Source organism: Planktothrix sp. FACHB-1355, assembly GCF_014748295.1.
GTDB classification, from domain to species: Bacteria; Cyanobacteriota; Cyanobacteriia; order Cyanobacteriales; family Aerosakkonemataceae; genus Aerosakkonema; species Aerosakkonema funiforme_A.
In genome coordinates, this window is the sequence record NZ_JACJUP010000065.1 from 1 (window position 1) to 12,002 (window position 12,002).

General features: G+C 43.7%; 10 protein-coding genes. 2 read left to right on the forward strand and 8 right to left on the reverse strand.

Annotated elements, in window-relative coordinates; genetic code table 11:
* Window positions 1-287 precede the first annotated feature (287 nt).
* Together H6S82_RS05375 and H6S82_RS05380 are read right to left on the reverse strand one after the other, a co-directional pair.
* Window positions 288-1,526 carry a hypothetical protein gene (locus tag H6S82_RS05375; protein WP_190465216.1) on the reverse strand — a complete coding sequence of 413 codons (1,239 nt, stop codon included), beginning with the start codon at window positions 1,524-1,526 and terminating at the stop codon, window positions 288-290.
* A 19-nt stretch (window positions 1,527-1,545) separates the two neighbouring features.
* The gene (locus H6S82_RS05380) at window positions 1,546-2,121 is read right to left on the reverse strand and encodes a DUF4360 domain-containing protein (RefSeq protein WP_190465217.1); all 576 of its coding nucleotides are present in this window, start codon (window positions 2,119-2,121) and stop codon (window positions 1,546-1,548) included.
* Between the two features lie 545 nt (window positions 2,122-2,666).
* Here H6S82_RS05380 and H6S82_RS05385 point away from each other — a divergent pair.
* Together H6S82_RS05385 and H6S82_RS05390 are read left to right on the forward strand one after the other, a co-directional pair.
* Complete coding sequence (locus H6S82_RS05385) at window positions 2,667-3,317, forward strand: DNA-3-methyladenine glycosylase (RefSeq protein WP_199315306.1); 651 nt, start codon at window positions 2,667-2,669, stop codon at window positions 3,315-3,317.
* A gap of 328 nt (window positions 3,318-3,645) precedes the next feature.
* Window positions 3,646-4,503: a DNA adenine methylase gene (locus H6S82_RS05390; RefSeq protein WP_190465218.1), complete on the forward strand. Its 858-nt coding sequence runs from the start codon at window positions 3,646-3,648 to the stop codon at window positions 4,501-4,503.
* On the opposite strand, the gene H6S82_RS05395 is transcribed toward H6S82_RS05390, so the two are convergent.
* The 6 genes from H6S82_RS05395 to H6S82_RS05425 all read right to left on the reverse strand — a co-directional run.
* Window positions 4,480-5,136 (reverse strand): retron system putative HNH endonuclease, encoded by a 657-nt coding sequence (locus tag H6S82_RS05395; protein WP_190465219.1) that lies wholly within the window; start codon window positions 5,134-5,136, stop codon window positions 4,480-4,482. The two genes, H6S82_RS05390 and H6S82_RS05395, sit on opposite strands and share 24 nt — an antisense overlap.
* The gene (locus tag H6S82_RS05400; RefSeq protein ID WP_190465220.1) at window positions 5,133-6,446 is read right to left on the reverse strand and encodes an AAA family ATPase; all 1,314 of its coding nucleotides are present in this window, start codon (window positions 6,444-6,446) and stop codon (window positions 5,133-5,135) included. The genes H6S82_RS05395 and H6S82_RS05400 overlap by 4 nt, the downstream gene beginning before the upstream one ends.
* Before the next feature lie 65 nt (window positions 6,447-6,511).
* Window positions 6,512-8,008, reverse strand: a complete 1,497-nt coding sequence (locus H6S82_RS33280) for a PAS domain S-box protein (protein ID WP_242056832.1) — start codon at window positions 8,006-8,008, stop codon at window positions 6,512-6,514.
* A 68-nt stretch (window positions 8,009-8,076) separates the two neighbouring features.
* Complete coding sequence (locus H6S82_RS05415; RefSeq protein WP_190465221.1) at window positions 8,077-9,093, reverse strand: chemotaxis response regulator protein-glutamate methylesterase; 1,017 nt, start codon at window positions 9,091-9,093, stop codon at window positions 8,077-8,079.
* A 134-nt stretch (window positions 9,094-9,227) separates the two neighbouring features.
* Window positions 9,228-9,518, reverse strand: coding sequence for a methyl-accepting chemotaxis protein (locus tag H6S82_RS05420; protein ID WP_190465222.1), 291 nt, complete (start codon window positions 9,516-9,518; stop codon window positions 9,228-9,230).
* A 33-nt stretch (window positions 9,519-9,551) separates the two neighbouring features.
* Window positions 9,552-12,002 (reverse strand): hybrid sensor histidine kinase/response regulator (locus H6S82_RS05425; protein WP_347339464.1); only part of this gene is annotated, 2,451 nt, incomplete at its 5' end.

The window sequence follows — 12,002 nt, forward strand, 5'->3', positions numbered from 1 at the left end:
CGTCAGCGGAATGCCTAAGTCTTCCGCCAATGCAATTTCAGGTTGCTCTTTTAATTTCATTTGCTTTTCCCTGTATTGGTTGTTACTGCAATTCGGTCTGCCAATGCCAACTAACCATCACTTTTTATTATGATTAATTTCCATATCATATCCGGCGGCATCGGTAACCGAAAAACTTTGCGATCGCAGCTCTGTTCATCTGTTGTAAAATAAGTTAATTGGAGTTGAATTTATCGCTACAATTGCAGGTGCGGCCATAGCGATCGCACCCTGTAACTGCTGAGTATCTATCCTTTTCTCGGCTTACTTTTTGGTTTCTTTCCTTTCCCCATAAACTTTTTCCTATCCGATAGGAAAATCCCGATCTTTTCGGAACTGACAATTTTCAAATCTTCGCCTTCCCGCTTGACTTTAAAAGACCAAAGTTGCTTGCAAGCTTTACAGCCGAGATTCCCCCATAGTTTCAGTTTGAAAAAGAACGGTTTGCCATCTGGTTGTTTGGGAGCTTGGATAATTTTGACCAAAATCCACTCCTCTGCCTGATTTTGAAATATCACTTCTCCATGTACAGAAAAGTAATCCGGTTCGATAGGATAATCCGGCTTAAGTTCAATACCTTGTTGGAATATTTCCGGCTCCCAAACCCCACATATTTGTACGTGAAGTTTTGGCGATCGTTGATTCTGGGAATCCTCAGACGCAGGGGTAGAAACTTCATTAGCTTCTTTAACTTCATTCGTTGCTTGCTTTATTTCAGCCTCTGTCTGCGGTTGTGTAACTGCTGATTCTGCATCGGATAAATCAGATTTTTCCGGCTGTTTATCGGTTGCTTCCTTTTTTGGTTGTTTGTTAACTTGAGGAGTTCTGGGATAGACAACAAACAGACGCTCTTTTTCTGGGTCGAGTTTGGGTGATTGAATCACTGTTTTTACTTTTCCCAACACTACCGCATCAACGATCGTATTGTCCTCTGTCAACAGAATGCCTTTAAACCATTCTTTGCTATTTTTATTTTCTGTCGAAGCTATATATTTTGCAGAAATCAAACCAATCGCCCTGTGCTGGAATTGGTCATCTTGAGGAGTCCCAACAGGATGAGAGGGAGGAGCTTGTCTTTTTCCCCTTTCATAATACCGCATCTGGCGCAATCTCGCCCTCTCTATTTTGGGATAAATTATTTTCTCTTTTACCTGATTCGATTCCTTCAGTTTCGGCTTGGTTTTTAGCTTAAGCGAAAGTTCGAGTTTTTGCTCTTTCGGCTTTTCCAAAAGTTCGTTCAGAGGCTGATTTATTTCTTGTAACTGCGGTAAGGGTGTAGGGGCTTCCGCATTTGGCGGCTGCGCTTTTTTTAATATATACAAGGGTTGCTGTGGTTTCTTTTCCATCGGTAGGTGCTGATAACTTAAATTACTGTCTAGGCTGAGTGCGTCTTTGAAGGCAACGATTTGGTTGCCAGAGACTCTATCAAGAGTTTCTACCATATTACTTGACGATCGCAATTCCGCACCAGACAGAACCAGGGGCATATAGCCCCGGCTCTTTCGACTAGCGACAGCTGCGATATTTGATGTGATAAACTAAACCACGGTGAGCGAGATCGAAGGAGTCAACGGTGGCCATTCCGGAACCGCTGGCGGTCATCGCCGCATTCACCCGCATATTTACACTATCACCACAGCTCGACCAAACATTAGCCACAGTTGCTAAGCTATCTCGAACGTTATAGTTAGTTTCGCCCCTGAAAGTGCGAGAAAAAACTGGGCCGCGATTACCCGCAAAAAAGTATTCCGCTCGTAAGTTCGCAGTAGTTCCAGGTGCAACATAGCCGCGATAATCAGCATCGTAGAGGGAAATTTGATAGCCTTGAGGTAACTTGATCGGAATGCTCAAATTACAGCTTTTCCTTCTTTCTGCTGCGACATTACCCAGAGCTGTAAACTTGTCGAAGAGAATAGTTAGCTCTTGACCGTCCGGGCTAACGCTCACGCTGGCGGATAGATTCGGGCAACCGTTACCACCATAGCTTGCGCCTAAAATTTGAACTTTGGGACTAGCAAAAGCGGCGCTAGGAAAAGAACTAATTAATGTAGCCGCAGCCAGAAATAGGTTTAAAAACTTCATGGATGTTCTCCTTAAGGAATTAAGTTTGGTGTTAAAGTAGCCCTGAAATAAATCAGCAAAATTTAGGCAATGCGTTTTTAAATTAACGCTTGCAGTCATTTTTTCTCAAGCTGAAAGCTGAGGAAATTTAAGGTGGGGAGCTAAATCGCAATACCTAGCTCAGGGCTTTTCGACTATTGGAATCGCTCGCAAAAGATTGATTGTTTGCTGATACTGTTCTAAGATTCGCGGCGTTTAAATAAAGTTCCGGAAGGTTCGACCATAGTCAGAAACCGGGTTTCTTACAACTATCCTTGAAAGCCCAGGTTTGACGTTGAGAAACCCGGTTTCTTCAGCCGATCTTACAATTTCACTATATGGTTTTTGATTTCAGGAAACACATCTCTCGATATGATGTAGTAATAATCACCATGCTGCCTGTATTTGCGCGATCGACTATCCAGTCGAATCTAGACTACCAGCGTTTTAGCCTCAACTCGGTTAGGATAGTTAGGGTTGCTGCCTGCTAAACGCGGATTTTAATAGATCTACCTAGTCTTAAACAAATGGACTCCTTTGCACAGTCGGAATTGAAGATAGATTATTCACTTGCTCTCGCTACTCTGAAAGAGTCAGATCCGATTTTGGCAAATCTAATCGATCGCGTGGGTGCTTGCGAACTCGATCGCGTACAGTTTCGTGGCGACTTACTGTTTTCCTTATCGCGATCGATCGTTTATCAGCAACTTTCCATCAAAGCAGCCGCAACCATTTTTCGGAGATTTGAACAGCTTTATCCGGATAAACCTTTCCCTAGTGCATTGGATGTGCTTAACACACCAGACGAAGTGTTGCGACAAATAGGTATTTCTCGTCCCAAAATCTCTTATTTGAAAGATTTAGCTCAAAAAATACAGGATGGCTTGCCAACTTTAGCGCAATTGTCCGAGTGCGATGACGAAACTATCATCCAAACTTTAACGCCAGTTAAAGGTATCGGTCGCTGGACAGTGGAAATGTTGTTAATTTTCCGCCTGCATCGGTGGGATGTTTTACCTGTTGATGATTTGGGTATTCGTGCCGGTATTCAGCGCATCTATAACTTCAGCGAACTTCCCAACAAAAAAACTGTCGATCGTGTGGGACAGCCGTGGAAGCCTTATCGCACGATCGCTTCCTGGTATCTATGGCGCAGCGCGGACTTGTTTAGGGGCTAGGGAAGAGCGGGAGAGCGGGGGTCAAACTTACCCCACGCAACATAACTTTGCAAAAGTTCTCGCGCTAGCTGCAAATTGTCGGTATACTGACCAAAGGGGAAAGCGATCGCGATCTTTTGGTTGCTTCGCCTTCAGTTCGTAGTTAACATAATTTTGGCAGACATCCGGCGGATCGCCTTCTACTCGACAGGCTACCGCATCGCCCAGACATTAGCCGATCGGACAAGCTAAACTCTTCTTTTCATGGTTTTGTCATCAGATTTTTGAGTTTAATTTTGATAAGATTATTAATCCCTCTACATTTTTTATAGGTTAGGTTTTTAGATCGATGTCCACTACTGCTAAAGACAAGGTTTCTCCTCGTCCGTTTCTCAAATGGGCTGGCGGTAAAAGTAAGCTGATTGCTCAATATGAGACATTTTTTCCCAAGGAATTTCAGACCTATTACGAACCTTTTTTGGGAGGCGGTGCTGTCTTCTTTTATCTTAAGCAAACTCGACCAGAATTCAAGGCGATTTTAACAGATATTAATGCCGATCTAATTAATACATATATTTGTGTTAGAGATCGTGTTAAGGACTTGATCGCTTGTTTGGAAGAACATCAACAAAGACATAATTCAGATTACTATTACGATTTACGAAATTGCCATACTTTGAAGGGTTTAGAAGCGGCAGCGCGGTTTATTTATCTCAATAAAACTTGTTTTAACGGTCTTTATAGAGTAAACCCTAAAGGTGAATTTAACGTACCTGTCGGTAAATACAAAAATCCTAAAATTTCTAATCCAGATTTACTTTACACAGTATCAGAAGCACTTCAAGGCGTTGAGATTGCAGAAAGAAGTTTTGAGGCTGTTTTAGATTATGCGAAAACTAGCAATGATTTTGTTTATTTTGACCCTCCGTACTATCCTCTCAGCAATACCAGCGAATTTACAGCTTATACTCGCGATGCGTTTAGGAAAGAAGACCAAATCAGGCTAAAAGAAGTGTTTGCCAAACTCGCCAGTCAAGGCGTAAAAGTAATGCTGTCTAATTCTGATTGCGAATTTATTCGAGAATTGTACAAAGATTTTAATATTGAGGATATATTAGCAGCAAGGTATATTAACTCCAATGCGAAGAAAAGGGGCATGATTTCTGAAGTTTTAATAAGCGCTTCAAGAGATAAAGTATTGTTTTAGAGTATATGCGATCGCAGCAAAAAAAGGCGTGTATCTCCCGTTTGCATCTGGTTGCTCAAACGCTTGAAAAAGCAACTGTATTTCTTCGTTTGTCAGCCCTTCGATAGCTAGTAAAATCCCAACAATCGCTTCACGGCGCATCCGCGTCAGCTTTGGAATGTCAAGTCCAAGTTTGTCAATCGTTGTTTCCGCCGCTGCTTGCTTATCTGACTCATCTGTTGGCTCTATATCTCCAGAACCAAGATACCTAAAGAAATCTTGGCAGTTTGGATATAATGGCGAAACCATAAGATGTTCATCGTACCAGTCATATTTTTTATGTCCGCAATGGACAGGTTGAGGTGGTGGTTCTTCACTTTCTCCCTGACAAGAAGCCATCAGATTTGTATAGTCCAGCGCCAAATCTGGATAGATGCTACGCGGTTTGAGATGTTCTATATGGCTGGTTTCTCTAGTAATACGCATTCCGCAATAGCAACAAATATAACCCTGTTCCCGTAGCAAAGCTTGATGCACTACAGGTTTCTGCGGTGCTTGAAAGTTATCATCCCAGCTAGGTTTCCAATCGTCGTTTTCCAGGTTCTTCCAATTAGTAAACTCTTCTGGTTCTTCACCCTTTCTAATGTACTTCATCGATTGAGAATTTCCTTGCGTCGAATTAGTACATCTGCTCTCACGAACTCCGGTTCATCATATCCAATTTCGTCAGCAAGTCGGTGGCGCAATTCCCGTGCGCCATTGAGATTTCCGGCGTCAATAAGTCGAAACAGTTCGCGGAGGCGAACCTTGATTTCCTGTGGACGTTCTGAAACACCCATTAAGTCTTCGAGAATACTATTACTATCTCTGCCAAAAGAACTTTCCGGTCGTTTAGCAACTATACCATCAGGCGTTGCCTCCAAAATGTAGATTCCCTCTGGTTTAACGTGACTAACTACTTGTGGTGAATGGGTGGTAACAATAAATTGGCAGTTGGGAAATGTTCTAGTTAAAGCTGGAATAATTTCTCTTTGCCATTTGGGATGAAGGTGCAATTCTATTTCGTCAATTAAGACAACACCGCTTCCCTCAAGTGGTTTTTCTAAACCTGGGTTGGCAATTGCTAAACGTCTTGCCAAATCTCCTACCATTGCTAGCAAACATTTTTCACCATCAGATAATTGATTGATAATCAATTCTTCACCTTTTTTGGCGACAGTCATTCGTAAGGGAGAACGACGAACGCGCAAGTTTGAAAACCCTGGAATCACTGAATAAATAGCTTGTCTCACTGCTTCTAGTTGGTTGTTTCGATAATCAGGGCGATCTCGTCGGGCTTCATTTTCCAAATCTTCTAAATTTCTAAACCATTGGAAGAAGCTATTAAAACCGATTTGTACACCTTCTAGCGCTTGTTCATAGGCGTCTATTTGCTTAAATGAATAGTTCTCTGAAATTTCTAGAGAAATATCCATAACTGAACGATTGACTGGGTAGTAAATAGCTAAAGCTATGTTAAAGTTAGGCTTTGATTTCCATTCATTACGCAGGTATTGAGTAATTTTATCTAACTTTTCAATATTTGCGGTTGTATCGGTTTTATCTAATATTTTAGCGGTAGTAATAGACCAGTCTAATTCTTCATAACCGAGTGAAAGCTTAATCTCGTTCTCTGTCTGGCTATTTCCATTTTTGATATCTCGAGCGTTAAAGAAACCTCCATTTGCAACTTCTCCTTCCCTGATGCTTTCATACATTACTCTACTATATATACTTGTTCTAGATTTAGGATCGAATTTAATCCGATTTATGAACCATGACAACAAAATCGCCAGACAATCAAGAAGACTCGATTTTCCCACGCCATTGTCACCGATAAATACTGTTGGCTCATCTTTAGCAAACTCCAGGGTCATATCGCTAATTCCCCGGAATGAGTTGATTTTGAGGTGTGTAACTCTCATAGTTTTTTCGGAATTGGTATTATAAGTTTTAATAGCAGAAAGCTGTTGTGTTTAATTAGCGATCGCTAATTCCAAAAATCATCTACATTCAGGCTATCCGCTTCTGACTGTATTTCTTGGAAATAATCGCTTTGGGTAATAGCAGCAACTTCCTGCTGACGTTTTTGTTGGTCGATTTCAATGCGGAGTTCTTGCAATTGGCGTTTGAGTTCTTCTTCTTGGCGCTTGCGCTGAGTGATGTCTTGGATCATACCTTCATAATAAAGCACATTACCGTTGCTATCGCGGACAGCGCGGGTATCCTGCTCCACCCAGACGATACTGCCATCTTTGCGATAAGCTCGATATTCAAAGTCTGTAACTTTGCCGTTCTCTTCCATCTCTTGAAAGAAGTCATTTATCCTCTCAGAGTCAACATAAAGTTGAGTGCCAATGTCGGTAATGGCAGCCATCATTTCTTCGCCGGAGTCGTAGCCATAGATGCGTGCCATTGCGGGATTTAAGCTAATGAAAGAGCCTTGAGCTGTAGCTTGGAAGATCCCTTCTAGTGCGTTTTCAAAGATACTGCGATAATTTTCTTCGGCAATTCGTAAAGCTTCTTCGGCTTCCATGCGATCGGTAACATCAATGCCTACCGATACAGTTGCTCCACCTTGCCGATATTTCTGCGCTGCGACTAAATAATATCGCTTAACTTCATTGACTTCGACATTAATTATAGAGGAGGCGGAAGTTTCATCTGAAGTGATAAAGTTACGCATAAATTCCGCTAACTGGGAGGTGCCTTTGAGAAAGCCGACTTCCTTACCGATAATAGCATCTTGAGGGAGGTTCAAATCTTGAGCCATGTAGCGATTGACGCCCAAGTAGACACCACCTGAATCAAGCCAAGAAATTGAGCCCGGTACAGCATTCAAAATTGCTTCCAACTGATCCCTTGCTTGAGCCAATTCTTTCTCGCGGGCTTTGACAGTTTGCACCATAGTGGTGAAAACTGTTGCCAGTTTGCCTAATTCATCTTTACGTTCGGCTACTTCACTTAAACTCTCAGGTTGAAACTTATCTTGTTCGACCGATACTGCGGCGGCGCTGACTTTATCGACCTGCTGAATATACAAAGCCTGACGCAAGTTTTCGGCTTTGAGCATTTCTTCAGCTTCTTGCCGTTTTAACAAGTTCATATAAGCTTTGGAGTGATATCGGACACGAGCGATCAGCTCCACTCGATCGGGCAATTTCACCAAGTAGTCATTTGCCCCCAACTCAAATGCCTTAGCTTTAATCACCGGGTCCTCTTTACTGGAGAGTACGATCAGGGGAGTATTCACAGTTATGGCATCTCTAGAACGTAGGAAGCGTACTACTGTCAACCCGTCCATATCGGGCATCACTAAGTCTTGTAAAATGACGGTTGGGTTGCACTCCTTAGCTGCTTTAAAAGCTTGAGTTGGGTCGCCGCAGTAATGAAAGACAATATCTTTTTCTGGCGCTAACATTCGGCGAATAGCTTCACCGATGATTGCCTGGTCGTCGATAAGTAGAACTGTAATTTTATCGTCCATAAATAACTATCAATTTTGAAGTCTAGCCTGAAAATAGGGAACGGTAACTACAAAAACAGGGGGGATAACTAACGGTAATAAGTTAATCGGTCAATTAGGCTGGAAGCGATCGCCTCCGGAGGTAATATTTCTACTGCCGCGTTTAATTCGGCTGCTGCTTTCGGCATTCCGTAAACAACGCAGCTATCTTTATTTTGAGCGATCGTATGCCATCCTTTCGATCGCAACAAACACAAACCTTCTGCCCCATCTCTTCCCATACCCGTCAGTAACACAGCAGTTGCTTTACGCTGCCAATGTTCCGCCAAGCTCTCAAAAAAGACATCTACCGATGGACGGTAAGGATAATCCTGCGGCTCCTTGGTATAAGAGAGAGTTAAATTTGATGTTAAAATCATATGATCGTTTGTGCCGGCAACGATGACTTTGCCTGCTTCCAGGCGATCGCCTCTGGATGCCAGCATAACCGGTAAAGCACTTTGCTGATTTAGCCATTCGACTAAACCGGAAGAAAACTGAACGTCTACGTGCTGGACTATTGCCACAGCTGCGTTGAGAGAAGCCGGTAAGCGAGAAAGGATGGTTGCCAGCACCTTTGGGCCTCCGGTAGAAGAACCGATCGCTACCAAGGGAGGAAAATTCGTTCTGATATTGAGAGAATTAGTTTTATTTCTGGAAATGGGAGTGGACTTTCCGATCAATTTTTTGATTGTGGCAATCTTGCTGAGCAAAGGCTGAGACCCTTCGGCAGTTCCGCTCATTCCCAACACAGGCGTTTTGACTGCATCTAAGGCTCCATGTCCCATCGCTTCAAAAACTTTCCCAGAATTTTTCCCCACACTAGCAGTTACTACTAAAATCGCGCAGGGAGAATTTTTCATAATCTGGCTAGTTGCTTCTACCCCATCCATGACTGGCATAATTAAATCCATCAATACCAAGTCTGGGGTATCCTTGGCGCACTTAGCCACTGCTTCCGCACCATCGCGAGCTACCCACACTACCTCATATTCGGGAACTGCGAGCAAAACTCGTCGAATTGCCTCTACGGCCATTATCATATCATTAACAATTGCTATTTTCATCAGCGAGCGGTGATTATTTATTAAGGTTATGTTAAAGCCAGTAGTGATAGTAACGCAGAAAATATTTTGCGATAGCGGGAAATCGATCGATAACGGTACGCTATTTTTTCCCACTATCCCACAATGCCAACCGTTTATTTGAGACCGTGGGTTGCTTTTTGTAAGGATATGGCAGCACCGTTCAAGCGCTCAATTACTCCTTTGAGTTCGCGCACAGAAGAAGTAGTTTCCCCAGATGCTTGGCTTAACTGGCTCATCGACTCACTAATTTGTCCGGCAGTTTCTGACTGAGCTTCCATCCCTTCGCTCACCATTTGAAAACGGGGTGTCAAGCTCTGCACTTTCTCGATAATATCTACGATTTGGGTGCTGATATTGCGGACATCTTGGACGCCGCTAACCATTTCTTTGGTGAACTTATCCATTTCCATTACACCACTTGCAAAACAAAATCCAAATTAAGGTTCGCCAATCAAATCTATGACTGCTTTGAAGAAGCTATCATCCTGGAAACTACTCTTGGTTAAGTAATAATCCGCCCCAGCTTCCAATCCTTGAATTCGGTGTTCTTCCTTGTCTCTGTAGGAAACAATAATCACGGGAATTGAATTCAACTTCGGATGATTTTTGATCTGGCCGACAAATTCAATTCCATTCATGCGCGGCATATCAATGTCGCTCACAACTAAGTCATAGTGATTGGTGCGAACTGCATTCCAACCATCCATACCATCGACTGCAACTTCAACCATATAACCTTTGTTTTCCAAGAGCTTTCGTTCCATTTCCCGCACGGTAATCGAGTCATCAACTACCAAGATACGCTTCTTCTTTTCTATCAATTTGCCATCACCATCATCATCGCTGACCTGCTGCAATTCTTCGTCTTTAGTGTTGAGCAGGTTATCAATGGAGCGCACCAAGTCTATTACATCCACAATTAAAATCGGAGAACCATCTCCCATGAGGGCGGCGGCACCGATATCTTGGACTTTGCCCAGGCGGGGATCTAAAGGTCGGACTACTAAGTCGCGTTCGCCCAAGAATTTATCTACCACCATGCCAAAACGGTTTGATTGATCGCCAATTACCACAACTGGTAGCGCATCTGACTTGAATGAAGATGGCGGCAATTCCAAAACTTGATAGGCAGCTATCAGTCCGATATTTTCCCCATTGAGGGTGAAATATTGGCGATTTTCCGCCACGGCTATTTCCGATTTATCCAGCATCACCAGCTGTTCGATCCGCGCTAGGGGAAAAGCGTAAGGTTCGCCGGATATTTCTACTAATAAAGTGCGAATAACGGACAGAGTGAGGGGCAATTGGAAGTAAAAATTCATCCCTTTTCCGGGTACGGAACTTGCCCGCACGGTGCCGCCGACTTCGTGGGCCATGCTCTTGGCGATATCCAAACCAACACCGCGTCCGGAAATTTCCGTGACTTGAGCGGCAGTGGAAAACCCTGGCAAAAAGATAAATTCTAACAACTCGCTTTCGGTAAACTTAGCTGCCATCTCAGGGCTAGCCAGCTTCTTTCTGACGATTTTTTCGCGTAATTGCTCCAGGTTCATTCCCCTACCATCATCAGAAATGGTGACGGCTAACATTCCGCTGCGGTGGGTGGCTTCCAGTTTGATGGTTCCTTCTGGGGATTTGCCGACTGCGATGCGATCGTCAGGCATTTCCAGACCGTGATCGAGAGCATTCCGTAAAATGTGGGTGAGAGGAGCTTCCAATTTTTTGAGAATATCTCGATCGACTGGTGTAGCTTTGCCGACGATTTCAAAGTTAACTTGTTTGCCCAGTTTTCTGGCGAGATCCCGCATCATCCGAGGAAAGCTTTGCACGCCGTCCGCAAAGGGACGCATATGGGAGGCAATTACTTCCCTGTAGAGGCGATCGCTCAAGTTAGCCGTGCGACCGGCATATAATTCTAGGGTGTGGATGCGCTCCAACAGAATTTCCCGACATTCCCGCTCTTTATCGCGAGCCGCTTTCAGAATATTTTCGGTTTGTCGATCGACGTGGCTTTTTCCGCAAGCTTCCTGTAAATTTTCGAGAACTTTAGATAATTCCTGTTGCCGTTTTTTGAGCATCATCAAAGAATCGGCATAAGGCTGTAACCAACTCGCCTCAATCAGAGTTTCACCCGCTAACCCCATGATCCGATTGAGGTTTTCTGCGCTTACCATCACCACCCGATCTTTGTTTGAGTCTTTGGTGGGTATTGGCGCTGCTTTTGACTCTTTGGCAGGCCCAATAGATGTGGGGGGGCTCTTCACGATTTGTTTGGCAGCGCTAGTTTCCTTTGCAGAGGCAGTTTGGGCAACTAAGGCGGCTGATTGTATTTGTTGCTCTTGTTGTGCAGAAGCGTCTGTCTGGGTTTCGGTTTTGGCGTCTATAGGGGCGGTTTGCTCTTGTGCTGTTACCTTTCCCGTATCCGATTGCCCATTTGCAGGCTCTGCTTTTTTGCGCGGAACTGGTGCAGATCCAGGGGTCAGGATAGCGCTAATTTCTTGTCTTGTCGTTTCAATTTCTTGGCGATTTTCTTTTAGCCAAATGCCCAACTCTGCTGGCTCCATCTGGCTAATATTTTGGATCAGATCGACGCCTCGCAACAGGATATCAATACTATCTGCGGCCAGGGTAATAGTTTGTTTCTGTGCCTCCACAAAGCAGTCTTCCATGACATGAGCCAGGTTAACCGCAGCATCGATCGCAACAATGCGAGCAGCTCCTTTAATCGAATGGGCAGCTCGCATCAGCGCTTCCAATTCTCTCAAAGAATCCGGTTGGCTTTCTAGGGCTAGCAAACCATCATTTAATATCTTTGTTTGTGCGTCTACTTCCAAACGAAATAATTCCAGCATCGAGCTATTGCCAATACTGGGAACTTCTTCCATTTC

What these genes read in the sequence shown, in the direction of transcription:
- H6S82_RS05380 (WP_190465217.1), bottom strand. Translation starts at nt 2,121, where the DNA reads ATGAAGTTTTTAAACCTATTTCTGGCTGCGGCTACATTAATTAGTTCT.
- H6S82_RS05395 (WP_190465219.1), bottom strand. Translation starts at nt 5,136, where the DNA reads ATGAAGTACATTAGAAAGGGTGAAGAACCAGAAGAGTTTACTAATTGG.
- H6S82_RS05400 (WP_190465220.1), bottom strand. Translation starts at nt 6,446, where the DNA reads ATGAGAGTTACACACCTCAAAATCAACTCATTCCGGGGAATTAGCGAT.
- H6S82_RS05375 (WP_190465216.1), bottom strand. Translation starts at nt 1,526, where the DNA reads ATGCCCCTGGTTCTGTCTGGTGCGGAATTGCGATCGTCAAGTAATATG.
- H6S82_RS05390 (WP_190465218.1), top strand. Translation starts at nt 3,646, where the DNA reads ATGTCCACTACTGCTAAAGACAAGGTTTCTCCTCGTCCGTTTCTCAAA.
- H6S82_RS05385 (WP_199315306.1), top strand. Translation starts at nt 2,667, where the DNA reads ATGGACTCCTTTGCACAGTCGGAATTGAAGATAGATTATTCACTTGCT.
- H6S82_RS05420 (WP_190465222.1), bottom strand. Translation starts at nt 9,518, where the DNA reads ATGGATAAGTTCACCAAAGAAATGGTTAGCGGCGTCCAAGATGTCCGC.
- H6S82_RS33280 (WP_242056832.1), bottom strand. Translation starts at nt 8,008, where the DNA reads ATGGACGATAAAATTACAGTTCTACTTATCGACGACCAGGCAATCATC.
- H6S82_RS05415 (WP_190465221.1), bottom strand. Translation starts at nt 9,093, where the DNA reads ATGAAAATAGCAATTGTTAATGATATGATAATGGCCGTAGAGGCAATT.